Below are 24,275 nucleotides of genomic sequence, written 5' to 3'. Positions count from 1 at the left end.
TCCAGGGTCTTTCCGCGGTGACGGTCTGGATTGCTTCGTCGCTTCGCTCCTCGCAATGACGAGCAGGATAGAGTTATGTCCATTCTMGACAACACCATTTCCCCCGGCAGCGCCGCCTACCACGCCAACCGCGACGGCATGCTCGCGCTGATCGACCGCATGCGCGCGCTGGAAGAGCGCACGCGTGCGGCGTCGGCGGCGGCAAAGGATCGCTTCCACAAGCGCGGCCAGCTGCTGCCGCGCGAACGCGTCGCGCTGGTGCTCGATCCCGGCGCGCCCTTCATCGAGCTGTCGACGCTCGCCGGCTACATGTTCGACGTATCAGATGCGAACAAGAGCGTGCCCGGCGGCGGCGTCATCTCCGGCATCGGCTTCGTCTCCGGCGTCCGCTGCATGGTCAGCGCCAATGACGCCGGCATCGATGCGGGCGCGCTCCAGCCTTACGGTCTCGACAAGACGCTGCGGGTGCAGGAGCTTGCGCTGGAGAACAAGCTGCCTTACGTCCAGCTCGTCGAAAGCGCCGGGGCCAATCTGCTGCGCTACCGCGTCGAGGACTTTGTCCGTGGCGGCAACATCTTTCGCAATCTCGCGCGGCTTTCGGCGGCGGGGCTGCCGGTCGTCACCGTCACGCACGGTTCGTCGACCGCGGGCGGCGCCTACCAGACCGGCCTGTCCGACTACATCGTCATGGTGCGCGGCCGCACCCGCGCCTTCCTTGCCGGGCCGCCGCTGCTGAAGGCGGCGACAGGCGAGATCGCGACCGAGGAAGAACTCGGCGGCGCCGAGATGCACACGCAGGTCTCCGGCCTTGGCGATTACCTCGCGGAGGACGACCGCGATGCGTTGCGCATCGCGCGCGAGATCATGGCGGCGCTGGAATGGGAGCGGCCGGGCCGAGCGGATTCACAGTTCAAACCGCCACGCTACGACCAGGACGAGCTGCTCGGCATCATGCCAATGGACCACAAGCGCACCGTCGACATGAAGCAGGTGATCGCGCGCATCGTCGACGATTCCGACTTCACCGAGATGGCGCCCAATTACGGCCCCGCCACCGTCTGCGGTCACGCCCGCATCGAGGGCCAGGCGATCGGCATCATCACCAACAACGGTCCGCTTGATCCCGCCGGCGCCAACAAGGCGACGCATTTCATCCAGGCCTGCTGCCAGACCCGTACGCCGATTCTCTATCTCAACAACACCACCGGCTACATGGTCGGCAAGGCCTATGAAGAAGCCGGCATGATCAAGCACGGCTCAAAGATGATCCAGGCGGTGACGTCGGCGACGGTGCCGCAGATCACCATCTATTGCGGTGCCTCGTTCGGCGCTGGCAATTACGGCATGTGTGGACGCGGCTTCCATCCGCGCTTCTGCTTCTCCTGGCCCAACGCCAAGACCGCCGTGATGGGTGGCGAGCAGGCCGCCGAGACCATGGCGATCGTGACCGAGGCCGCCGCCGCGCGCCGCGGCAAGCCGGTCGAGAAAGAAAAGCTCGACGCGATGAAGGCGCAAATCATCGGCGTGTTCGACGGCCAGATGGACGTGTTCTCGACCAGCGCGCGCGTGCTCGACGACGGTGTGATCGATCCGCGCGACACCCGTGCGGTGCTGTCCGAGGTGCTCGCGATCTGCCGCGAGGGCGATGCGCGCACGCCCCAGCGCATGCAGTTTTCGGTGGCCCGCCCATGAGGAACGGATCAGTGCAGCACCGGCCGTTCTTCAAGGTTTTGGTTGCCAATCGCGGCGAGATCGCGCTGCGGGTGATGCGCAGCGCGCGGCAGCTCGGCCTCGGCGTCGTTGCGGTCTATTCGGATGCCGATCGCGATGCGCTCCATGTGCGGCAGGCGGACCAGGCCGTGCGCATCGGCGAAGCCCTGCCGGCGCAATCCTATCTCAACATTCCCGCGATCATCGCCGCGGCCAAGGTGAGCGGCGCGGATGCCGTCCATCCCGGCTACGGCTTCCTCGCCGAGAACGAGGACTTTGCGCAGGCCTGCAAGGAGGCCGGCCTCGTCTTCATTGGCCCCTCGCCGCAGGCGATCGAGGCCATGGGCAACAAGGCCGGCGCCAAGGAGATCATGAAGAAGGCCGGCGTGCCCTGCGTGCCCGGCTATCAAGGTGCCGACCAGGGCGACGAGGTCATGCTCACGGAAGCCAGGAAGATCGGCTTCCCCGTGATGATCAAGGCGGTTGCGGGCGGCGGCGGACGCGGCATGCGGCTCGTCACCGATGCCGCATCCTTCCCCGACGCGCTGCGCAGCGCGCGGTCGGAGGCGAACGCCGCGTTCGGAGATCCCACGGTCATCCTCGAACGCGCCATCCAGAATCCCCGCCACATCGAGATCCAGGTGTTCGGCGACAGCCACGGCAACGCCATCCATCTCGGCGAGCGCGACTGCTCGGTGCAGCGGCGACATCAAAAGCTGATCGAGGAGGCGCCATCGCCGGCGGTCACGCCGGAGCTGCGCGCGAAAATGGGCGAGGTCGCTGTCGCCGCGGTGAGGGCATTGCGTTACGAGGGCGCCGGCACGCTGGAATTCCTGCTCGACGCCAGCGGCGAGTTCTACTTCATGGAGATGAACACGCGCCTCCAGGTCGAGCATCCCGTCACCGAAGCCATCACCGGGCTCGATCTCGTCGAGCTGCAGCTGCGTGTCGCCCGTGGCGAGCCTCTGCCGGTGAAGCAGCAGGACATCAAATTCTCAGGCCACGCCATCGAGGTGCGGCTGTGCTCAGAAGATGCCGCGCAGGATTTCATGCCGCAGTCCGGCCGCATGGCGCGCTGGCAGGTACCTGACAGCATCCGCGTCGAGCACGCGCTGCGATCGGGTGCGGAGATTCCGCCGTTCTACGATTCCATGATCGCCAAGGTGATCAGCCATGGCGCGACACGGGAGGAGGCGAGGGGGCGGCTGATCGTCGGCCTGGAGCAACTCACTGCATTTGGCGTGACCACCAATCAGGCGTTCCTGATGTCCTGCCTGCGCCATCCCGGATTTGCCAGGGGCGAGGCGACGACAGCCTTCATCGGCGCACATCGCGACGAACTGTTGGCGCCTCCGGCGAATGCTGCATTCGATACGGCGCTGGCTGGCCTGCTGCTCTATGTCACCAATCCGCGCGCGCCGTCATGGCAAGGTGGCCGAAGCTTGGCGGCAACATTCCCGCTGCCGGCGAAAGTCGAGATCGCCGGCCACACCCACGAGCTCGAAGTCACGCGTGAGCGCGATGGCGGCTACATCGTCGCCGCAGACGGCCGTCAGGACAAGTTCGAGATCGACCAGCTCGATCCTGACGCCATCCGCTTCCGCCACGACGGCGTGATGGACAGCGCAAAATTCCTGCGCGATGGCGACCGGCTTTACCTCCAGCATCGCGGCATCCCGCTTGCTGTCACCGATCTCACCCTCGCCGCGCCAAAGGCGGCTGCGAGCAATGGCGGCGATGGCAAAGTCCGCGCCGCCATGAACGGCCGCATCGTCGCCGTGCTGGTCAAGCCCGGCGATCGCGTCACCGCCGGTCAACCAGTGATGACCTTGGAAGCAATGAAGATGGAGCACGTCCACAAGGCCGGCATCGACGGCGTGGTCGCCGCGATCGACGTCGCCGAAGGCGAGCAGGTCACGACGGGCAGGATCGTCGCGGAGATCGGGGCGGGGTAGCGCTCTCGCCATTATCGCGAGGAACGACTTGTCCGCCCTAGCTCGAAGAGCGAAGGTGGAGGCGACGAAGCAATCCCGTCTCACTACTCGGAGGGGCCCGGATTGCTTGGCTGCGCTCGCAATGACGATGGGGTGAGATGCTCCGTCGAGCCCTGCCGTGGCAGCTCTTCGTTTTCGCGCCGAAATTTGAATGATTTCAATCCGATAGTTACCAGTTCGTGCTCAAGCGCAGTTTTATTGAACAATATTCACTTTCGGCTTACTAATATTGAACGATGTTCAATTCACGAGGAGGCCTGTATGTTGCGCGCAACTGATCCCGGCCGAAACACAGCTGCCACGCTCCCTTCGCGGTCCAACCGACTGCCGTTCGCCGCACCTCAGATCCGCGAAAAATATTTGATTGGCGCGCTCTTCGTCCTGACGCTGGTGGCGCTCCTCGCGCCGGCGTTGCCCGCCTCCGCCTGGCACATCCCGCATTTCGTCGACACTCGCACCTGGCTGGGCGTGCCCAACGCCGGCGACGTGCTGAGCAATCTTGCCTTCCTGGCGATGGGCGCTTGGGGCTTGCTGCGCCTGCGTGCCCACCCTGATGCGCCCGCGGGTGCAGGTTGCCTCTTCGTGGGTCTGATCCTCACTTGCATAGGATCGTGCATCTATCATCTGGATCCCGACGCGCCGCAGCGGCTGGTGGCCGATCGTCTCGGTATGGCGGTGGCGTTCGCGGGCTTTCTGGGCATCGCGGCCAGCGAGCGCATCAGCGTGCGTGCCGGTCAGGCGGTGGTGGTGCTGGTGACGGTTGCGGGCCTGCTCGCGGCCTGGGTGGCACGCGAGAATCTCACGCCATGGGTGGTCGTGCAGTTCGGCGGCATGGCGTTGGCCGTGGGACTGGCGTTGACACGGCCCCGGCCCGGTGCGCTTGGCGTGTCTCTGGGCGGCGTGATCTTCTTTTACGCGCTGGCCAAGCTTTTCGAGCTGGGTGACGTGACCATATTTGAAGCGACAGGCCACATTGTCTCGGGCCACACGCTCAAGCATCTGGCCGCCGCGCTGGCGGCCTGGCCGGTGATCCGGGCGTTGCGGCCTGTTGCTACTGGCTCCGCCCCGTCCCCTCGTTGAGCAGGCACGCCACCTGATGTCCGCCGCCTGCGTCCACCAGCGCCGGCCGCTCCGTCTTGCACCGCTCGATCGCAAACCGGCAGCGGGTGTGAAATGCGCAGCCGGAGGGCGGATTGACCGGACTCGGCACGTCGCCGTCGACCAGCGGCGCGAGCTTCTTGGCAAACGGGTTCGCAACCGGCACGGAGGCGAGCAGGGCCTGCGTGTAGGGATGGCGCGGATTGCGGAACAGCTCGTCCTTGCCGGCGATCTCGACGATGCGGCCGAGATACATCACGGCGACGCGGTGGCTGATATGGGCGACCACGGCGAGGTCATGCGCGATGAAGAGATAGGAGAAGCCGTGCGCCTTCTGCAGGTCGATCAGGAGATTGATCACCTGCGCCTGGATCGAGACGTCGAGCGCGGAGACCGGCTCGTCGCAGACGATCAGGCGTGGACCCAGCGCAAGCGCCCGTGCGATGCAGATGCGCTGGCGCTGGCCGCCGGAGAATTGATGCGGGAAGTTGCGCATCTGATCGGGCCGCAGGCCCACCTGCTCGAACAGTTTTGCGGTACGCGCTTCCAGCTCCTTGCCGCTTGCGAGCCCATGCACGGTGAGCGGCTCGCCGACGATGTCGCCGGCGGTCATGCGCGGATTGAGCGAAGCGAACGGGTCCTGGAACACGATCTGCATCGAGCGGCGATGCGGCCGCAGCGCGGTCTTGGAGAGACGGGTGATGTCCTCTCCGTCAAGGCGGATCTGACCCGAAGTCGGCTCGACCAGCCGCAGCACGCTGCGCGCCACCGTCGACTTGCCGCAGCCGGATTCACCGACCAGGCCGAGCGTCTCGCCGGTATGAACCGAGAACGAGACGCCGTCGACCGCATGCACGGTGCCGACCTGCCGCCGCAACACGCCGGCGCGCACCGGATAGTGCTTCTTGAGATCGGTGACTTCGAGCAGCGCTTCGGTCATGCCACCTCCGCCACTTCGGCCGCGCGCCAGCACGCCGCGAGATGGCCGCCGCCCCAGTCCTCCAGCGGCGGATATTCGGCCTCGCAACGCTTGATCGCGAGCTTGCAGCGTGGCGCGAAGGCGCAGCCTTTCGGCAACCGCACCAGCGAGGGCACCGTGCCGGGAATTTCGTTCAGCCGCGCCTGCACCGGAACACCTGACGCCGGCACGGCCGGGATCGAGGCCATCAGCCCGCGCGTGTAGGGGTGCTTGGGATCGGCGAACAGCGCTTCCACCGTTGCCTCCTCCACCTTCTTCCCCGCATACATCACGATCACCCGCTGCGCGGTCTGCGCGACGACGCCGAGATCATGCGTGATCAGCACGAGGCCGGTGCCGAGCTCCTTCTGAAGGTCGAGGATCAGCGCCAGGATCTGCGCCTGGATGGTGACGTCGAGCGCGGTGGTCGGCTCGTCCGCGATCAGCAGCGCCGGCCGGCAGGCGAGCGCCATCGCGATCATCGCGCGCTGGCGCATGCCGCCGGAAAGCTGATGCGGATATTCCCGCGCGCGCCGTGCCGGTTCGGGAATGCGGACCAGCCGCAGCATCTCGACCGCGATGTCACGGGCTTCTCTGGCCGGCATCGCCCGGTGCAACCGCACCGCCTCGACGATCTGGTCACCGATCCGCATCACCGGATTGAGCGAGGTCATCGGCTCCTGGAAGATCATGGAGATGCGATTGCCCCTGACAGCACGCATCTCGGATTCATCCAGCGCCAGCAGCTCGGTGCCTTCGAGCGTGACCGACCCGCCGACGATGCGGCCGGGCGGATCGGGCACCAGCCGCATCAGGGACAGCGCGGTGACGCTCTTGCCGCAGCCGGATTCGCCGACGATCGCGAGCGTCTCGCCACGTTTCACGGTGAACGAGACGTCGTCGACGGCTTTGAACAGGCCGGAATTGGTGAAGAACACCGTCTTCAGGTTCTTCACATCGAGCACGAGATCGGATTTGTCTGCCATCAGCCGCGCTGCCGGGGATCGAGGATGTCGCGTAGGGCGTCGCCGAACAGGTTGGCGCCGAACACGGCGAGGCTGATCGCGATGCCGGGGAAGATCACCAGCCACGGCGCGGTGCGGACATATTCGGCGGCGGATTCCGAGAGCATGCGGCCCCAGGACGGATAGGGTTCGGGAATGCCGAGGCCGAGGAAGGACAGCGAGGCTTCGGTCAGGATGGTCGAGCCGAGCTGCGCGGTCGCGAGCACGATCAGCGGCGCCAGCGTGTTCGGCAGCACGTGGCGTAGCGCGATCCGCACCTCGCTCATGCCGATCGACTTGGCGGCTTCGATAAAGGGCAGCTCGCGCAGCGCCAGCGTGTTGGCGCGAATGACGCGCGACACGGTCGGGATCAGCGGAATGGCGATGGCGATGATGACGTTTGGCAGGGACGGACCGAGCGCGGCGGTCATGATCAACGCCAGGACCAGCAGTGGAAGCGCTTGAAGAATGTCGGAGACACGCTGGAACACCAGATCGACCCAGCCGGAGAGATAACCGGACGTCAGCCCGACAATGACCCCGATCGTGCCGCCAAGTGCCGTCGAGCCGATGCCGACCGCGAGCGAGATCCGCGCGCCGTAGATGATGCGGCTGAACACGTCACGGCCGAAGGAATCCGTGCCCATCCAGTGCGCCAGGCTCGGGCGCGCCAGCGCACGGGCGGCGTCGATGGTCAGGGGATCGTAGCGCGCGATGAAATCGGCAAAGATCGCTGTGAACACGAACAGCGTCATGATGATCAGCCCGGCCGCGCCCAGCACGTGCCGCTGCGCCAGGAACAGCACACGCCGCCAGCCACCGGTCGCATGCGCCCCGGCGCGTCTCAGTTCGAGATCATAGTCAATCGCGGCCAAGCTGATCTCCTAATCCGTATACCGGATGCGCGGATCGAACACCGCGTAGAGCATGTCGACGATGAAGTTCGCGCTCACCACCACGACCGCAATCAGCATCACGAGGTTCTGTACAATCGGATAGTCGCGCCAGCGGATCGCTTCGACCAGGAAGCGCGCGACGCCGGGGATGTTGAACACGGTCTCGGTCACGATCAGGCCGCCGATCAGGAACGCGGCCTCGATGCCGATCACGGTGATGACGGGCAAAATCGCGTTCTTCAGCGCATGCTTATAGTTGACGGCCGCGTCGGAGGCGCCCTTGGCGCGCGCGGTGCGGATATAGTCCTGCCGCAGCACCTCGAGCATCGAGGATCGCGTGATGCGCATGGTCAGCGCCGCGCTGCGGAAGCCGACGGCGGCCGCAGGCACGGCGTAGGTCGCGAACGCCTCGAGCCACGTCTGCGGATTGGGATTGAAGATCGGCATCTGGTTGAACATCGCCACCGACGCCGTGAGGATCAGCAGGCCGAGCCAGAACGAGGGCAGCGACAAGCCGCTGAGGCTGACGACGCGCAACGCGTAATCGAGTCGTGTGCCCTGCTTCACCGCGCTGATGACGCCGAGCGGAATGCCGATCGACGCCGAGAACAGCAGCGCCAGCCCGGCGAGCCGCGCGGTGATCGGGATCCGCGGCAGGATCTCCTGAAGCGCGGGCTTCTCCGAAACATAGGAGTAGCCGAAATCGCCGCGCAGAAAGCCGCTGATCCAGTGCCAGTACTGCACGACCAGCGGCTGGTCGATGCCGAGCTCCTTCTCCAGATTTGCCTTGTCGGCGGGATCGACGTAGCCCGCCGCGGCAAACAGGATGTCGACGATGTTGCCGGGCACGACGCGCAGCAGGAAGAAGATGACGACCGAGATCCCGAACAGGGTCACGAGCATCAGGAACAGGCGCCGCACCAGATAGGCAAACATGCATCGCCTCCTGTCGAAACCGTCAGCCGCCTGCGCTACTTGTCCATCCAGACGTCCTCGTAGCGATACCCATTATAGGAGCTGTTCGACATCACCGTTACGCCCTTGACATAGGGCTGCCAGCAGGAGCCGGTGCGCGCGTGGAAGATGATCGGGCGGGCGACGTCCTCCTGCAGCTTCTTGTCGATGTCCCACACCATTTTCTTGCGCTTGTTGACGTCGGTCTCCTGCGACTGCACGTCGAACAGCTTTTCGATCTCCTTGTTGCAGTAATTGGTGTAGTTGCGCTCGGAACCGCAGGAATAGTTCTCGTAGAACGACTGGTCGGGATCGTCGACGGCGTTGCCGGTCAGATTGAGCCCGAGCATGTAGTCCTTGCGTGCGATCTTCGGGAACCAGTTCGCGGTCTCGACCACGTCGAGCTCGCCGTCGATATAGATGCTCTTGAGCTGGTCGATCAGGATCACCGCGGGATCGCGATAGACCGGGATGTTGCGGGTCGAGACCTTGACGGCGAGATGCTTGTCCGGCCCGTAGCCGGCCTTCTGCATCAGCTTCCTGGCTTCCTCGCGGTTGGCGTTCACATCGGGGCCATAGCCGGGAATGCTCTCGAGCATCTCCTTCGGCATGCCCCACAGCCCGTTCGGTGGCGGCAGCATGGTGCCGCCGACATCGCCCTGGCCCTCGAACATGATCGAGATGAACGCCTTGCGGTCGAGCGACAGCGCCATGGCGCGGCGGATGTCGATATTGTCGAACGGTGGCGCGGAGGAATTGACGATGATGTTGGTGGCGACATTGTTGGGCTCGACCACGCAGACCGCTTTCGGCGCCTGCGATTTGACGTCCTTCAGCAGCGGAATGCTCACTTCGGTCGGGAACGCCATGTCGAACTTGCCGGCGACGAAGGCGAGGATCGCGGTCGAACGGTTCGGGATGATGGTGAACTCGATGCCGTCGAGATAGGGCCGCCCCTCGCGCCAATAGTCGGGATTGCGGGTCAGCTTGATCGATTCATTGGCCTTGAACTCGACGAATTTGAACGGGCCGGTGCCGATCGGGTGCGTGCGCATGTCGCCGGGCGAGACGTGACAGGGATAGACCGGCGTGTAGCCCGAGGCGAGCAGGGCCAGCAGCGACGGCTGCGGCCGCTTCAAGTTGAAGGAAACTTCGAGGTCGCCGTTGGTGGAGACGTCATTGACCTGTTCGTACCAGGTCTTGCGCGGATTCTGCCGGAACTTCTGCTGCGACTTGCCCATCAGCATATCGAAGGTGCATTTGACGTCCGCGGAGGTGAACGGCTTGCCGTCATGCCATTTCACGCCCGGGCGCAGCTTGAAGGTCAGCGTCTTGTTGTCGTTGACCCAGGCCCAGCTCTCGGCGAGTTCCGGAATGATGTTGTCCATCCTGTTCTGCGCCTCGTCCTGCTTGTAGATGACGAGGTTGTTGAACACAGGCATGAAGGGAACATTGAGCGAATAGGTCGCGCCTTCATGGATCGAGGCATTGCCGGGGCTGTCGCGGTGGTACATCCGCAGGATTCCGCCCTGCTTGGGCCCGCCGGCGAGCGCGGTGGTCGAGGCCGTCAGCACAGATAGCGCCGCCACTGCGGCGAGCGCCCACACGCTCCGCATGCTCATCCTCCCTGGACATTAGTCTTTTGGGCCTTTGCGGCCTGTTTGTCAGACGATAGCGACGCACGTGCAGCGAGGCAACCGGCAAGGCCGCTCGCCGCCTCGACAATTCGGATGACGGAAGGCCGCAGGCGTTCACACTCTCTTCATGTGAGAGTGCAGGTGCGAAGGGATGGTTCCTGTGCAGATGTTGCGGGCAGCTGCCTCAACAAACTCCGCCGTCGTCCCGGACAAGCGAAGCGCAGATCCGGGATCCATAACCACGGGAAGTCGTTTGACGAAGACTCGGAGTTACCTGCTCGCGTGACGACTCCCGCCGGTGGTTATGGGTCCCGGGTTCGCGACTTCGTCGCGCCCCGGGACGACCGTGGGGCTCACACGATCCGTGACGTCTTGTTCCCCCAATAGCGGTCCCGCAGCAGCCGCTTGTACAGTTTGCCCGTCGGCAGCCGCGGCAGTTCCTTTTCGAAATCGACCGAGCGCGGCACCTTCTGCCGCGACAGCGATTGACCGCAGAAGGCGATCAGTTCTTCGGCGAGCGCCTCGCCCGGCACGATGCCGGGCATCGGCTGGACCACCGCCTTCACCTCTTCGCCGAGATCGGGATTGGGCACGCCGAACACCGCGGCATCGGCGACCTTCGGATGGGTGATCAGCAGGTTCTCGCATTCCTGCGGATAGATGTTCACCCCGCCGGAGATGATCATGAAGGTCGCGCGGTCGGTCAAATAGAGGAAACGATCCTCGTCGACATAGCCGACGTCGCCGACCGTGCTCATGCTGCCGTCGGCCGAGCGCGCCTCCCTGGTCTTCTCGGGGTCGTTGAAATATTCGAACGACGATGCCGTCTTGAACCAGACCTGGCCCGGCGTGCCGGTCGGGCACGCCCTCATGTTCTCGTCGAGAATGTGGAGGTCGCCGAGCAGCACCTTGCCGACGGTGCCGCGGTGGCTAAGCCATTCCTCGCTGTTGCAGGCGGTGAAGCCGAGGCCTTCGGTCGCGCCGTAATATTCGTGGATGATCGGCCCCCACCATTTGATGATGTCGTCCTTGACCAATGCCGGGCAGGGCGCCGCGGCGTGGATCGCAATCTCCAGCGACGACAGGTCGTAGCGGTCGCGCACCTCCTCCGGCAGCTTCAGCATGCGCGAGAACATCGTCGGCACCAGCTGGGTGTGGGTGATACCCCATTGCTGGACGAGCTGGAGATAACGTTCGGGATCGAACGTCTCCTTGATGATCACGGTGCCGCCCATGCGGATCGTGAGGTTCACCGCGGCTTGCGGCGCGGAGTGATAGAGGGGGGCAGGCGAGAGATAGACCATGCCCTCGCGGTAGCGCCAAAGCTTTGTCAGGAAATCGAACAGCGGCAGATTGTGCTTCGGCGGCTCCTCCGGCAGCGGGCGCAGGATGCCTTTCGGCCGTCCGGTCGTGCCGGATGAATAGAGCATGGCGGTGCCGAGCCATTCATCGGCGATCGGAGCCTCGGGCAGGTCGGCGGTCACCTCGGCGAGGCCGACGATACGGTCGCTCTCGCCGGGGCCGTCGGCGACGATGCAGAGCTTGATGTCCGGACAGGCCTTGATCGCCTCGCGGGCGATGTCGAGTTTCGCAACGGACGTGATCAGGATTTTCGACTGGCTGTTGACGAGAAGATAGGCGAGCTCGCCCGGCGTCAGGAACGAGTTGATGCAGGTGTAGTACAGCCCGGAGCGCTCGCCCGCGCCACAGGCTTCGAGGTAGCGCGAATTGTTCTCCATGAAGATCGAATAATGGTCGAGCCGCTTCAAGCCGTGCTCGCGGAACAGATGCGCCAGGCGGTTGCTGCGCGCATCGAGCTCGCGATAGGTGACGGCCTCGCCGGTTGCAGCCATGATGAAGGCGGGCTGGAGCGGGCGTAGACGAGCATGCTGACCTGGATACATCAGTCCTCCGGCTTGAAATTATGCGGCGAGAAGCAGGATTTCGCGAATGTCGGCGGGGCCGCCGATCTTGCGCGGGTTGCGCGGGATCCAGTTGGTGCGCATCGCCTGTTCGGCGATGGCGTCGAAATGCTCAGGCGAGACGCGGACGTCGGCGAGGCTGCGCGGCATGCCGAGCGAGCGGATGAAGGCGTCGAGCACGTCGCCGGCGTTGTGGCCGGGAAAACCCATCGCGGCGGCGACGATCGTCTGGCGCTCGGAATTGTCGCGCGCATTCCAGCGCATCACCGCAGGGAGCATGATGCAGGAGGTGTAGCCGTGCGGCACGTCGAAGGCCGCACCCAGCACATAGCCGATGCCGTGGCTTGCGCCCATCGGCACGCCGGCGGCGAGCGCGCCCATCGACAGCCAGGTGCCGATCTGCGCGTCCATGCGGGCGTCGAGATCGGCAGGGTCGGCCTTCACCCGCGGCAGCGCGTCGGCGAGCATGGCGAGGCCCTTCACCGACTGCGCGTCGGCATAAGGATGCGTCTCGCGCGAGCAGATCGCCTCGACGCAATGGTCGACGGCGCGGATGCCGGTGGACAGAAACAGCCATTCCGGCGTGTGCACGGTGATGGCGGGATCGAGGATGGTCGCACGCGGCACCGTGAGCGGATGCCGCAGCATCTGCTTCACATGAGTGGCGCGGTCGGTGACGCCGGCGATCGCGCTGAACTCGCCGCCCGCGATCGTGGTCGGCACGCTGATCTGCCGCACGTCAGGGGCGGTCATCTCGGGCGCGACGCCCTTGTGGACGCGGATGCGCTCGATGCCCTCGACGTCGTCGATGCCGTTGGCAAGGCAGAGCTGCACCGCCTTGGCACCGTCGGTGATCGAGCCGCCGCCCACGGTGACGATCAGGTCGGCGTTCACTTCGCGTGCGGCATTGGTCGCCGCGATCACTGCCTCGCGCGGTGTGTGCGCCGGCATGGCGTCGAACAGGCCGGCGCAGCGCGCTCCGAGCGCGTCCTTGATCTTCGCGATTTCGTCGGTCTGACGGTTCAGCGTGCCCGAGACCATCAGGAAGGCGCGGCGCGTCCCCAGCCGGTCCATCTGCGCAACGACGGCCTCGGCCGCGGGATGGCCGAACACGACCTCCTCGATCGCGCCGTAAACGACACGTCCCTGGTGCACGCCTGTCCTCCTAGGACAATTCGGCTTTGTTTTTCTGGAAGTAATCTAGCCGAGCGGACGGTGTCCGTCATGTGCGAAGACGCTGGCGACTTTCTTACCCTCCGCCTCCAGGGGGGGGTGGCGAGCGCCGCGTCTTGATTGCTGACCTTACGCCGACGCGCATCAGCTACCGCTTGTCATCATCTCTCTCGCTGTCAACCCGTCATCCGGCTAGGGCATCCTCCCGAGCGTTGCGCGCGCTTTCGTCTTGAAGATTTCATCATTGAAACCCATCTTGTGTCGCCCGCGGGTAGGCGAGTACGCTGCTTTTGCTGCGGCAAATGTGCGAGGGACTTGGGATGAGCGGACCGGACCGAAACGAGCATTTTGTCAAAACGCACGATTTCGTCCTACCTCGACTTTGCGCAATTGCCGGGCTCCTCGCCGCGACGTTCGCTCTCACTGGTTGCGGACAACCGGCCTCGCAGGCCGCCGCCCCACCGCCGCCGCCGGTGACCGTTGCCCAGCCGGTCAAGCGCACCGTCACCGATTGGGACGAATTCACCGGCCGCTTCGAGGCGGTCGAGGAGGTGCAGGTGCGGCCCCGTGTCGGCGGCTTCGTCAACTCCGTCGAGTTCCAGGACGGCGCGATCGTGCATCAGGGCGACCTGCTCTACGTCATCGACCCGCGCCCGTTCGAGGCGGTGGCCGAGCAGGCGGACGGCCAGTTGTCCGACGCACGTGCCAAGGTGGAGCTCGCCAAGCGCGAGCTCGACCGTGGCCTGAACCTGGTCCAGACCAGCGCGGTCTCCGAGCAGGCCGTCGACCAGCGCCGCCAGGCCTTGCAGGCCGCGCATGCCGCGGAGACGCAGGCCGCAGGTGCGCTGAAGGCCGCCCGGCTCAATATCGAGTTCACCCATGTGACCGCGCCGCTCACCGGCCGCGTCAGTCGCCATCTCGTCAGCCCCGGCAATCTCGTGCAGGGCAGCGATACCGGCACCTCGACGCTGCTCACCTCGATCGTCGCGCTCGACCCGATCTACGTCTATTTCGACATGGATGAGGCGACCTTCATCAAATACAGCAAGCTGTGGTTCGAAGGCCGCCGCCCGAGCTCGCGCGACACCGCGAACCCGGTGCAGGTGACGCTCGCCGGCGAGACCAAGCCGTCGCATGAGGGCACCATCAACTTTCTCGACAACCGCCTCGATGTCTCAACCGGCACGCTGCGCAGCCGGGCCGTGATCAAGAACACCGATCTCTCGATCCTGCCGGGCCAGTTCGGCCGCGTCCGGCTGATCGGCAGCGCGCCCTATGAGGCGCTGCTGATTCCCGACGTCGCGGTCGCGACCGACCAGTCCCGCAAGATCGTGTTCGTCGTGAAGCCGGACGACACCGTCGAGGCCCGCCCTGTGGTGCTCGGTCCGCTCGATGAGGGCCTGCGCGTGATCCGCGAGGGGCTGAAGGCGGAGGACCGCGTCATCGTCAACGGCATCCAGCGCGCCCGCGTCGGCGCCAAGGTCGCTCCGTCTCCCGCGCCAGCGCCGGCCAAGTCCGGTGACAAGTCATGAACCTTGGCCGTCTCTCCATCAACCAGCCCATCCTGGCGATGGTGCTGTCGATCGTGCTGCTGATCGTCGGCGCGCTCGCCTATACCACGCTGCCGGTCTCCGAATATCCGCAAGTGGTGCCGCCGACGGTCGTCGTCACCACGCAATATCCGGGCGCCTCGGCGCAGACCGTGTCCGACACCGTCGCAGCTCCCATCGAGCAGCAGATCAACGGCGTCGAGGACATGCTGTATCTCTACAGCCAGGCGACCTCGAACGGGCAATTGACGATCACCGTCACCTTCAAGCTCGGGACCGACCTCGACAAGGCGCAGGTGCTGGTGCAGAACCGCGTCGCGATCGCACAGCCGCAGCTGCCGGACGAAGTGCAGCGCAACGGCGTCGTCACGCGCAAGAACTCGCCCGACATCCTGATGGTCGTGTTCATGCTGTCGCCGGACGATACGTTCGACCAGCTCTACATATCCAATTACGCGCTGCTCCAGGTCCGTGACCAGCTGCTGCGGATCGACGGCGTCGGCGACATCCAGATCTTCGGCGCACGCGACTATTCGATGCGGCTCTGGCTCGACCCTGATCGTATCGCCAATCTCGGCCTGACCTCGACCGAGGTGCTGGCCGCGATCCGTGCCCAGAACGTCCAGATCGCAGGCGGCCAGATCGCCGAACCGCCGATCGCCGACCGGGCCTTCCAGCCAAACCTCGTTTTCACCGGGCGCCTGAAGGACCAGAAGCAGTTCGAGGACATCCTGATCAAGGCCGGCTCCGACGGCCGCACGGTGCGGCTGCGCGACGTCGCCCGCATCGAGCTCGGTGCTCTCGCCTACTCCACCAACAGCTTCCTGTTGCGCAAGTCGGCGGTTGCCATGCTGGTGACGCAGCGGCCGGGATCGAACGCGCTTGCGACGGCAAAGAATATCTCCGACACCATGGTGAAGCTCAAGGAGAGCTTTCCGAAAGGCCTCGACTACAATATCGGCTACAATCCGACCGAGTTCATCGCGCAGTCTGTCCACGAGCTGATCAAGACCATCTACGAGGCCATGCTGCTGGTGGTCATCGTGGTGCTGGTGTTCCTGCAGGGCTGGCGGCCGGCGATCATTCCGATCATCGCGATCCCGGTCTCGCTGGTCGGCACCTTCGCGGTGATGGCGGCGCTCGGTTTCTCCATCAACAACCTCACTTTGTTCGGCCTCGTGCTTGCGGTTGGCATCGTGGTCGACGACGCCATCGTGGTGGTGGAGAATGTGGAGCGCCATCTCGAGCACGGCTTAAGTCGGCGCGATGCGGCGCTGAAGACCATGGAGGAGGTCGGCGGCGCGCTGGTCTCGATCGCGCTGGTGCTCTGCGCCGTGTTCGTGCCGACCGCATTCATTGGCGGCATCTCCGGGCAGTTCTTCCAGCAATTCGCCGTCACCATTGCGGTGGCGACCGCGATCTCCTGCTTCTGCTCGCTGACGCTGTCGCCGGCGCTGGCTTCGATGATCCTCACGCCGCACGCAGAGAAGCGACCGCCTGCCGCCTGGAATCTCCTCGCGCGTGGCTGGAATGCGTTCACCGGCGTGTTCAACCGCGTGTTCGACCGGCTCTCGCATGGTTATGCCGGCCTCGCCAATTTCGTGATCCGCCATTCGGTGGTGATGATCCTGATCTATGTCGTGCTGATCGGCAGCGCCGGCTGGCTGATCGCGACCACGCCGCAGGGCTTCATTCCCGCGCAGGATCGCGGCTATGTCATCATCTCCGTGCAATTGCCGGGCGCGGCGTCGCTGGCGCGCACCACCGAAGTCGTGCGCGAGATCGAGCGGATCTCGCTGGACACGCCCGGCATCGTCCGCGTCGCCGCCTTCGCCGGCTTCTCGGGCGCCACCCGCACGCAGGCGGGCAATGCTGCGGCGCTGTTCCCGGTTTTCGACGAGCCCGAGGCGCGGATGAAGAAGGGATTGTCTGCGAACGCCATCACGGTCGAACTGCGCAAGCGCCTGGCCGCAATCCAGGGCGCCTTCATCATCGTGATTCCGCCGCCGGCCGTGCCCGGCATCGGCACCGGCGGCGGCTTCACCATCCGCGTCCAGGATCGCCAGGGCCGAGGACCTGAGCTGCTCGCCGCGGCCACCGACGAGCTTGTCGCCGCGGCGCGCAAATCGCCGTTGCTGCTCGGCCCCACGGTTTTCTCCCCGTTCTCGGCCAACACGCCGCAGCTCTTCGTCGACATCGACCGCACCAAGGCGCAGAAGCTCGGCGTGCCCATCGCCAGCATCAACGACACGATCCAGACCTACTTCGGATCGACCTACGTCAACGACTTCAACCTGTTCGGCCGCACCTATCACGTCACCGCGCAGGCTGACTTCCCGTTCCGAAAAGAGCCCAGCGACCTCTCGCGCCTGCGCACGCGCAACGCCTCCGGCGACATGGTGATGCTCGGCAGCGTGGTCGAGTTCAAGGACGTCTCCGGCCCCGACCGCGTCGCGCGCTACAATCTCTATGCTGCGTCCGAGCTCCAAGGCGAGCCGGCGCCGGGCACCAGCTCGACCACGGCGCTCAACACCATCAAGAAGCTCGCGGATGACATCTTGCCCAGCGGCTTCACCTTCGAATGGACCGATCTGTCCTATCAGCAGGTCACCGGCGGCAATGCGGGCCTGCTCGTGTTCCCGATCTGCGTGCTGTTCGTCTATCTCGTGCTCGCCGCGCAATATGGCAGCTGGACGCTTCCATTCGCGGTGATCCTGATCGTGCCGATGTGCCTGTTGGCCGCCACGATCGGCGTGCGCATCATGGGGCAGGACGTCAACATCCTCACCCAGATCGGATTCGTCGTTCTGGTAGGGTTAGCTGCAAAGAACGCGATCCTGATCGTCGAATTCGCACGCGACATCGAGAAAGAGGGCAAGCCGCGGCTGGAGGCCGTGATCGATGCCTGCCGCCTGCGCCTGCGGCCGATCCTGATGACCTCCTTCGCCTTCATCCTCGGCGTGCTGCCGCTGGTGATATCGTCCGGCTCCGGCTCGGAGATGCGGCAGGCGGTCGGCGTTGCCGTGTTCTTCGGCATGATCGGCGTCACCCTGTTCGGCCTGCTGTTCACCCCGATCTTCTATGTGGTGGTGCGGAACCTGGCGGAAGGGCGGAACGAGGGGAAGAAGCCGGAGGTGGTGGCCCCTTAGTTGTCGGTGGCGGCCGCCAGCGTATCCACACCCCCCGCTGTCGTCCCCCGCGTAGGCGGAGACCCATAACCACAGGGAGGAGTTTGGCGAAGGCTGGCAACCACTAGCTCGCGCGCCAAACTCCTCCCTGTGGTTATGGGCCCCGGATCTGCGCTGCGCTTGTCCGGGGCGACACCAATTTTGTAGCTGGCGCCCATACTAACGACCAACATGAAATGGATGGGCAGGCGCGGGGTTCTTCACTAGTATCCGCGCGATTTCAAAACAGAAAACTGCTGGGAGCCAACATATGAAATCAGCACTTTTGGCCGCTGTCGCAACGTCTGCTCTGTTGCTGGCTGCGCCAGCCTTCGCGCAAGGCGTCAAGATCGGCATTCTCAACGATCAGTCCGGCGTCTATGCCGACTACGGCGGCAAATACTCGGTCGAAGCCGCCAAGATGGCGATCGAGGATTTCGGCGGCGAAGTGCTTGGCCAGAAGATCGAGATGGTCACCGCCGATCACCAGAACAAGCCGGATCTCGCCGCGTCGATCGCGCGGCGCTGGTACGACGTCGAGAACGTGGACATGATCACGGAGCTGACGACCTCCTCGGTCGCGCTCGCGATCCACGAGCTCTCCAAGGAAAAGAAGAAGATCGACATCGTCGTCGGCGCCGCGACCTCGCGCCTCACCGGCGATGCCTGCCAGCCCTACGGCTTCCACTGGGCCTATGACACCCGCGCGCTCGGCGTCGGCACCGGCGGCGCGCTGACGAAAGCGGGCGGCGACACCTGGTTCTTCCTCACGGCCGACTATGCCTTCGGCTATGCGCTGGAAAAGGACACCAGCGAGATCGTCACCGCCAATGGCGGCAAGGTGGCCGGCTCGGTGCGCGTGCCGCTCAACTCGTCGGATTTCTCCTCCTTCCTGCTCCAGGCGCAGAGCTCGAAGGCGAAGATCGTCGGCCTCGCCAATGCCGGCCTCGACACCACCAACTCGATCAAGCAGGCGGCCGAGTTCGGCATCGTCTCCGGCGGCCAGAAGCTCGCCGGCCTCCTGATGACGCTCGCCGAGGTGAACGGTCTCGGCCTGCAGGCCGCGCAAGGCCTGGTGCTGACCGAGGGCTATTACTGGGACCTCAACGACCGCACGCGCCATTTCGGCGAGCGCTTCTTCAAGCGCACCAGCCGGATGCCGAACATGATCCAGGCCGGCACCTATTCGGCGACGCTGAGCTATCTCAAGGCGGTCAAGGCCGCCGGCACCAAGGACCCCGACGCGGTCGCCAAGAAGCTGAAGGAGCTGCCGGTCGACGACGACTTTGCGCAGGGCGGCAAGGTGCTCGAGAACGGCCGCATGGTCCACGACATGTATCTGTTCGAGGTCAAGAAGCCGTCGGAATCGAAGAAGCCGTGGGACTATTACAAGCTGCTCGCAACCGTCCCCGGCGACAAGGCGTTCTTCGCCGCCAAGGACAGCGGCTGCCCGCTGACGAAGTGACGCTCTCGTGTCCCGGACGCGCTGCAGCGTGAAACGCTGCACCGCGCCCGGCATACGAGCGCGCGTGATGCCGCCCCTCACACCATCCGCAACACCACCGCCCCCAATGCGCCCGCCCACAGCGCAATCGCTGCGATGCCCTGGATCGCAAAGCCCGGGCCGCGCTTTGCCGCCGCCTGCGAATAGCCGATGAAGTAGACGATGCGGCCGATGATCCAAACCGCGCCGATTCCCGCTGCACTGGCATCGCCGATATAGATCGCGAACAGCCAGAGCGCCGGCAGGAAGACCGGCATCCATTCCAGCGTGTTCGCCTGAATGCGGAAGGCGCGCTCGAAGTCCGGATGGCCCGACATCGCCGGCACCTTGACTCCGGTCTTGGTGCGCGAGCGCGAGACGTTGATGCAGGTGAACATGTAGAATGCGATCGCCAGCAGCGTGACGAGGGCGGTGAGATGATACATCGCAGATCCTTTTGAGGAGGTCGCGCTTCAATAGCCGGTCAGCTCGAGATAGCCAACGCCGTCATGCGTGCCGGCAAAGCTGATCGGCCCTTCCCAATAGGAGAAGCCGGTCCCCATCCAGGCTTTTGGATTAAGCGGCTTGCAGGCAATCGAGAGCGATCGTGAGGGGATCGCGATCTGCCATTCCACCGGCAGCTTGCGTCCCGCGATCTCAGCGGTCGCTTTCGGACTCATCTGGATATCGCCACCCGCGATCATCTGCGTGTCACCAGTGGCGCTGATCCAGTTGCCGAACGGATACTCATTGCCGTCCTTCTGGCGCAGCCGGTACAGCATCAGCTTGTCGCCGGATGCGAGATGTAGCGACAGCCAGTCCCAGCCGGTCTGGTCGGCATCGAGCGGCTGGCTGCTCCACTCGCGATCCATCCAGGCCTGGCCCGAGACATCGACGGATTTGTCGTCGATCGTGAGGCTGCCGCGTGCGCGGTAGAACGGCTGGCTGTAATAGTAGGACGCCTGCCCGCGCTCGGACTTGCGGCTGTAGCCGTGATCGCCCTGCAGCACCACGGGACGATCGGCCTCTAACGTCAGCGCGTAGCTGAAGTCGGTGCCCGATGCTTTCAGCGCCAAGGGTGCCAGGGTGCGATCGTCGGTGCGCTCAAAACCCTTCATCTCCCAATCGTCGATCCATGCCGCAAATGGCTTTGCGGTGACGCCGGCCTGTCCAATGCCGCCGCGTGCAAACACCTCGCTGAAGCGGTGAGTATCAGCGCGCGTCACCGCCGCATGCGCCATCCAGATCTGCTGATTGGCCCAGCCCTCTCCTTGCGGGCCCGACTGCGCCGCCTGGCGGAACAGCGTCCATTGCAGGCCGCACGCCGCGCCGCTGCCATCGACAAGGTTCGCGGTGAGATACCACCATTCGATACGGAACTCCGGATGCGGGCCGTGATCGGCCGGGAAGCTGAACGTCTTTCCCGGTGTCACCTTCGCAAAGCCGTCGGCGGTCTCGCCGAGCCCGGCATAGCCTTGCGCGCCAGCGCGGCGGGCAGCCGCGAGTGCGGCGATGCCGCCGGCAAAGGCGCGCCGCGTGATTTTATCAGCGCTCATTGGCAAACACCTTGACGAGGCTCGCCGGCTGCATCCGCGCCAGTCGGATCATCGGCAACAGCGCGGCAAGCAGCGAAGCGATCAGCGCCACCGCGACCAGCTCCACCAGCTGCAGCGGAAACACGTGGAACGGCAGCCGCCAGCCGAACGCCTTCACATTGACGATCGCGATCAGGCACCACGCCACCAGCAATCCGAGCGGCACGGCCAGCAGCGAGGTGAACAATGCAACCGACAATGTCTTGGTCAGTTCGATCGCGGCAAGGCGCGGCCGCGTGATGCCGATCGCCCACAGCGGCGCGAGCTGCGGCAGGCGGGAATTCGCGAGCGTCAACAGGCTGGTCAAGAGCGCAATGCCGGCAACGCCTAGCGTGAAGGCATTCAGCGCCGACGTTACCGCAAAGGTGCGGTTGAAGATCCGGATCGATTCCGCCTTCACTGTTGCCTGATCCGCGACGCTGCGGTCGTCGAGCGCGAATTGCTTCTGCAATGCCGCGATAAGGCCGGGGATATTTTCCTTCGCGACGATCAGGCCGATGCGCGTCTGCGGCGTCTGCGGGAAGTGCCGGATCAACGCCGCGACGTTGACGGCGAGCTGCCCCTTGGGGTTGCCGTAATCGGCATAGATGCCGGCGATGTCGAGCTCCCAGGTGCCGCCGGGCGCCGGCACCTCGATGACATCGCCGACGCGGACGTTGAGGCGGCGGCTCAGCTGCTCGCTGATGAAGGCGGCATTGCCGGGCACGAGCTGGGTCCAGGCGCGCGGCGCGGTCTCCAGCAGTGGCCAACGTTCGCGATAGAGCGCATGATCGGGCAGGCCGAGCAGCTCGACCGGCTGCCCCTGAACCTGCGTATCGGCGCGTCCGCCCGACAGGATCGCCTGCACGTCGCTGCGCTCCTTCAGCCAGCTCCGGATCGCGACGCCTTGCGCATTGTCGGAGGCGCTGATGTAGACGTCGGCGGCAAGCCGCCCGTTGAGCCAGCCGACGAAGGTGCGGCTGAAGGTCTCCACCATGGTGGACACCCCGACATTGACGGCCAGCGCGAGCAGCAGCGCCATCAGGGCCAGCGACAAGCCGGAGAGCTGTTGCCGGCTGTCCGCCCAGAACCACAGGGCCAGCGGCCCCTTCGCCCAGCGCTGGCCCACGAGCAGGATGATCTCGAGGAATGCCGGCAGGATCAGCGCCGCGCCGAACATCAATGCGGCCAGCACGCCGAATCCCGCAATCAGCGATTGCCCGTAGTGCAGCAGCAACAGCGCGACCGCAAACACGGCGCAGGCCGCGCCGCTCTGCAGGATCAGCCAGCGGCGCTGCCGCTGCTGCCAGGCGTACGGCTGCGCAGTCGCCAGCACCGGCATCCTGACCGCCTTGATCAGGCTGGTCGCGGCGGCCACGAGTGCACCCGCGATGCTGATGCCGATACCGGCGAGCCACCATTCGGAGCGCAGTGTGAGCTGTCCCGGGATCTGCGCGCCATACAGCCCGCGCAGCGACGCCGCGACGTCGGGCAACAGCGCAGCCGCGATGAAATAGCCGCAGACGAGCCCGATCAATCCTGCGACCAGCGCCAGCGCCACCAGCTCGACCACCAGCACCGTGTTGACCAGCCGCGCCGAGGCACCGCAGGCCCGCAACGTGCGCAGCATCGGCAGCCGCTGCTCGAAGGCGAGGCCGACGGCGGAGTTGACGATGAAGAGGCCGACGAAGAACGACAGCAGGCCGAAGGCGGTCAGGTTGAGATGAAAGCTGTCGGTGAGGCGCTCCAGCTCCGTCTCCGCATTCGGCTCGACCCGCTGCAACTTCTCGCCGACGATACTGGCCAGCGGTGCCGGCTTGCCCCTCGGCTTGCCGATCAAAAGCCGCGACACCTGGCCCGGCTTGTTCAGGAGCCGCTGCGCGACGCCGATGTCGACGACGAGTACGCCGGACACGAGCTGCGGCAGCACGCGCAGCGGCGGCAATTTTGCGCCGTTGCTGATCGGCGGTGCCGCGCCTTCCTGTTCCTGCAGATCGCTCAGCGTCTCCCGCGCCACCAATGTCTGGCCGGGCGGCGCAACAAAACTGCTCAAATCCGAGGCGCCGAGGCGTGGCGCATTGCCGACGTCGGCCGGCATCGTGACCGGCTCGATGCCGAGCAGCCGCACCGAGCGCCCGTTGACCTGGACGCGGCCTTCCAGCACCGGCGAGACCGGCCAGCCCGCGCGGCGAAGTTTTATGAACAGCTCTTGCGAGAAGGTCGCGGCATCAGGCGCCACCAGCATCGCCGTGCGCACGCCGCCGAACGTCGCCGCCGCGCGGTCATAGGCATTGCGGGCCTGCTGGTTGATCGCCTGCACGCCGCTCCACAGTGCGGTCGCCGCGATCAGCCCGATCAGGAGCGTCGCGAACTGCATCTTGTGCCGTCGCCAGTGGCTCAGCAGCACCGCGAGGACCCACAGCGCGCGCCTCATGCGATCCGCCCCGCATGCAAGGTGACGTGGCGGTCAAGCGTGCCGGCGAGATGCAGGCTGTGTGTCACCATCAGGAAGCCGCAGCCGGTGCGGGTGACGAGATCGCGCGTCAGCGCCAGCACGTCGTCGGCGGTATCCTCGTCGAGATTGCCGGTCGGCTCGTCCGCGAGCAGCAGTGAGGGCTTTGTCGCCAGCGCCCGGCCGATCGCGACCCGCTGCTGCTGGCCGCCTGATAATTGCTCTGGATAACGCTTGAGCAGATTGCCGAGCCCGAGCCGCTCGATCAGCTCCTTTGACCATGCCGCATCGTGACGGCCGGCGATCCGCGCCTGGAAGGCGAGATTGTCGGCGACCGACAGGCTCGGGATCAGATTGTACTGCTGAAAAACCAGGCCGATCCGGTCGCGCCGCAGCTCGGCCCGGCCCGCGTCCGAGAGCTTGGTGACCTCGGTGTCCTCCAGGCGAATTGTGCCGTCGTCGGCGGCATCCAGACCCGCGATCAAGTGCAACAGCGTGCTCTTGCCGCTGCCGGACTCGCCGGTCAGCGCGACGCGCTCGCCGGCCTTGAGGTCGAGGTCGACACCGCGCAGCACATGGACCGGCTCGCCGGCCGAGGAGAAGGTCTTTGAGAGGTTTCGGATGCTCAGCAAGGTCAATGCGCCGGACGGAATTAACTCAATGCTGCGTAGCACACTTGCCGTGGAAATGCCGGGGTTGCGTT

17 protein-coding genes are annotated in these 24,275 nt (G+C 65.2%); 6 read left to right on the top strand and 11 right to left on the bottom strand.

The window, feature by feature from the left end:
- Nucleotides 1-75: 75 nt before the first annotated feature.
- The 3 genes from AC1DW2_RS19110 (at nt 76) to AC1DW2_RS19100 (ending at nt 4,784) form a co-directional block, all read left to right on the top strand.
- Complete coding sequence (locus AC1DW2_RS19110; protein WP_166071465.1) at nt 76-1,692, top strand: acyl-CoA carboxylase subunit beta; 1,617 nt, start codon at nt 76-78, stop codon at nt 1,690-1,692.
- The gene (locus AC1DW2_RS19105) at nt 1,689-3,665 is read left to right on the top strand and encodes an acetyl/propionyl/methylcrotonyl-CoA carboxylase subunit alpha (RefSeq protein ID WP_477006935.1); all 1,977 of its coding nucleotides are present in this window, start codon (nt 1,689-1,691) and stop codon (nt 3,663-3,665) included. Before AC1DW2_RS19110 ends, AC1DW2_RS19105 begins: the two co-directional genes overlap by 4 nt.
- Before the next feature lie 300 nt (nt 3,666-3,965).
- Nucleotides 3,966-4,784 carry a hypothetical protein gene (locus AC1DW2_RS19100; protein WP_063979982.1) on the top strand — a complete coding sequence of 273 codons (819 nt, stop codon included), beginning with the start codon at nt 3,966-3,968 and terminating at the stop codon, nt 4,782-4,784.
- On the opposite strand, the gene AC1DW2_RS19095 is transcribed toward AC1DW2_RS19100, so the two are convergent.
- From AC1DW2_RS19095 to AC1DW2_RS19065, 7 genes are all read right to left on the bottom strand, one after another.
- Nucleotides 4,756-5,742, bottom strand: coding sequence for an ABC transporter ATP-binding protein (locus AC1DW2_RS19095; protein WP_477006934.1), 987 nt, complete (start codon nt 5,740-5,742; stop codon nt 4,756-4,758). The two genes, AC1DW2_RS19100 and AC1DW2_RS19095, sit on opposite strands and share 29 nt — an antisense overlap.
- Nucleotides 5,739-6,746, bottom strand: a complete 1,008-nt coding sequence (locus tag AC1DW2_RS19090; RefSeq protein ID WP_063979981.1) for an ABC transporter ATP-binding protein — start codon at nt 6,744-6,746, stop codon at nt 5,739-5,741. Before AC1DW2_RS19090 ends, AC1DW2_RS19095 begins: the two co-directional genes overlap by 4 nt.
- Nucleotides 6,746-7,639 (bottom strand): ABC transporter permease, encoded by an 894-nt coding sequence (locus tag AC1DW2_RS19085; RefSeq protein ID WP_477006933.1) that lies wholly within the window; start codon nt 7,637-7,639, stop codon nt 6,746-6,748. The genes AC1DW2_RS19090 and AC1DW2_RS19085 overlap by 1 nt, the downstream gene beginning before the upstream one ends.
- A 9-nt stretch (nt 7,640-7,648) precedes the next feature.
- Nucleotides 7,649-8,596, bottom strand: a complete 948-nt coding sequence (locus AC1DW2_RS19080; RefSeq protein ID WP_477006932.1) for an ABC transporter permease — start codon at nt 8,594-8,596, stop codon at nt 7,649-7,651.
- 35 nt (nt 8,597-8,631) lie between these two features.
- A complete protein-coding gene (locus tag AC1DW2_RS19075) occupies nt 8,632-10,230 on the bottom strand; it encodes an ABC transporter substrate-binding protein (protein WP_477006931.1) in 1,599 nt (532 codons plus the stop codon).
- A 374-nt stretch (nt 10,231-10,604) separates the two neighbouring features.
- On the bottom strand, nt 10,605-12,155 hold the full coding sequence (locus AC1DW2_RS19070; RefSeq protein WP_071909070.1) for an AMP-binding protein: 1,551 nt from the start codon (nt 12,153-12,155) through the stop codon (nt 10,605-10,607).
- Between the two features lie 18 nt (nt 12,156-12,173).
- Nucleotides 12,174-13,328 carry an iron-containing alcohol dehydrogenase gene (locus AC1DW2_RS19065; RefSeq protein ID WP_477006930.1) on the bottom strand — a complete coding sequence of 385 codons (1,155 nt, stop codon included), beginning with the start codon at nt 13,326-13,328 and terminating at the stop codon, nt 12,174-12,176.
- A gap of 338 nt (nt 13,329-13,666) precedes the next feature.
- On the opposite strand from AC1DW2_RS19065, the gene AC1DW2_RS19060 reads away from it, so the two are divergent.
- From AC1DW2_RS19060 to AC1DW2_RS19050, 3 genes are all read left to right on the top strand, one after another.
- Nucleotides 13,667-14,878 carry an efflux RND transporter periplasmic adaptor subunit gene (locus tag AC1DW2_RS19060; RefSeq protein ID WP_063979975.1) on the top strand — a complete coding sequence of 404 codons (1,212 nt, stop codon included), beginning with the start codon at nt 13,667-13,669 and terminating at the stop codon, nt 14,876-14,878.
- Nucleotides 14,875-18,045 (top strand): efflux RND transporter permease subunit, encoded by a 3,171-nt coding sequence (locus AC1DW2_RS19055; RefSeq protein ID WP_166347937.1) that lies wholly within the window; start codon nt 14,875-14,877, stop codon nt 18,043-18,045. Before AC1DW2_RS19060 ends, AC1DW2_RS19055 begins: the two co-directional genes overlap by 4 nt.
- A gap of 289 nt (nt 18,046-18,334) precedes the next feature.
- Nucleotides 18,335-19,528, top strand: coding sequence for an ABC transporter substrate-binding protein (locus tag AC1DW2_RS19050; protein ID WP_166347942.1), 1,194 nt, complete (start codon nt 18,335-18,337; stop codon nt 19,526-19,528).
- 77 nt (nt 19,529-19,605) lie between these two features.
- On the opposite strand, the gene AC1DW2_RS19045 is transcribed toward AC1DW2_RS19050, so the two are convergent.
- The 4 genes from AC1DW2_RS19045 to AC1DW2_RS19030 are packed head-to-tail and all read right to left on the bottom strand — an operon-like array spanning nt 19,606 to nt 24,204.
- Nucleotides 19,606-19,992, bottom strand: coding sequence for an MAPEG family protein (locus AC1DW2_RS19045; RefSeq protein ID WP_477006929.1), 387 nt, complete (start codon nt 19,990-19,992; stop codon nt 19,606-19,608).
- Nucleotides 19,993-20,019: 27 nt separating this feature from the next.
- Nucleotides 20,020-21,102, bottom strand: coding sequence for a lipocalin-like domain-containing protein (locus tag AC1DW2_RS19040; protein WP_477006928.1), 1,083 nt, complete (start codon nt 21,100-21,102; stop codon nt 20,020-20,022).
- Nucleotides 21,092-23,554: an FtsX-like permease family protein gene (locus AC1DW2_RS19035; protein WP_477006927.1), complete on the bottom strand. Its 2,463-nt coding sequence runs from the start codon at nt 23,552-23,554 to the stop codon at nt 21,092-21,094. The genes AC1DW2_RS19040 and AC1DW2_RS19035 overlap by 11 nt, the downstream gene beginning before the upstream one ends.
- The gene (locus AC1DW2_RS19030) at nt 23,551-24,204 is read right to left on the bottom strand and encodes an ABC transporter ATP-binding protein (RefSeq protein ID WP_231143709.1); all 654 of its coding nucleotides are present in this window, start codon (nt 24,202-24,204) and stop codon (nt 23,551-23,553) included. The genes AC1DW2_RS19035 and AC1DW2_RS19030 overlap by 4 nt, the downstream gene beginning before the upstream one ends.
- Nucleotides 24,205-24,275: the final 71 nt, after the last annotated feature.

Source organism: Bradyrhizobium sp. P3_C3, assembly GCF_056402655.1.
The sequence above is the reverse complement of the archived record's forward strand: the minus strand, read 5'-3'. Positions and strand labels throughout refer to the sequence as shown.

What these genes read in the sequence shown, in the direction of transcription:
- AC1DW2_RS19105 (WP_477006935.1), top strand. Translation starts at nt 1,689, where the DNA reads ATGAGGAACGGATCAGTGCAGCACCGGCCGTTCTTCAAGGTTTTGGTT.
- AC1DW2_RS19100 (WP_063979982.1), top strand. Translation starts at nt 3,966, where the DNA reads ATGTTGCGCGCAACTGATCCCGGCCGAAACACAGCTGCCACGCTCCCT.
- AC1DW2_RS19095 (WP_477006934.1), bottom strand. Translation starts at nt 5,742, where the DNA reads ATGACCGAAGCGCTGCTCGAAGTCACCGATCTCAAGAAGCACTATCCG.
- AC1DW2_RS19090 (WP_063979981.1), bottom strand. Translation starts at nt 6,746, where the DNA reads ATGGCAGACAAATCCGATCTCGTGCTCGATGTGAAGAACCTGAAGACG.
- AC1DW2_RS19080 (WP_477006932.1), bottom strand. Translation starts at nt 8,596, where the DNA reads ATGTTTGCCTATCTGGTGCGGCGCCTGTTCCTGATGCTCGTGACCCTG.
- AC1DW2_RS19075 (WP_477006931.1), bottom strand. Translation starts at nt 10,230, where the DNA reads ATGCGGAGCGTGTGGGCGCTCGCCGCAGTGGCGGCGCTATCTGTGCTG.
- AC1DW2_RS19070 (WP_071909070.1), bottom strand. Translation starts at nt 12,155, where the DNA reads ATGTATCCAGGTCAGCATGCTCGTCTACGCCCGCTCCAGCCCGCCTTC.
- AC1DW2_RS19060 (WP_063979975.1), top strand. Translation starts at nt 13,667, where the DNA reads ATGAGCGGACCGGACCGAAACGAGCATTTTGTCAAAACGCACGATTTC.
- AC1DW2_RS19055 (WP_166347937.1), top strand. Translation starts at nt 14,875, where the DNA reads ATGAACCTTGGCCGTCTCTCCATCAACCAGCCCATCCTGGCGATGGTG.
- AC1DW2_RS19050 (WP_166347942.1), top strand. Translation starts at nt 18,335, where the DNA reads ATGAAATCAGCACTTTTGGCCGCTGTCGCAACGTCTGCTCTGTTGCTG.
- AC1DW2_RS19045 (WP_477006929.1), bottom strand. Translation starts at nt 19,992, where the DNA reads ATGTATCATCTCACCGCCCTCGTCACGCTGCTGGCGATCGCATTCTAC.
- AC1DW2_RS19040 (WP_477006928.1), bottom strand. Translation starts at nt 21,102, where the DNA reads ATGAGCGCTGATAAAATCACGCGGCGCGCCTTTGCCGGCGGCATCGCC.
- AC1DW2_RS19035 (WP_477006927.1), bottom strand. Translation starts at nt 23,554, where the DNA reads ATGAGGCGCGCGCTGTGGGTCCTCGCGGTGCTGCTGAGCCACTGGCGA.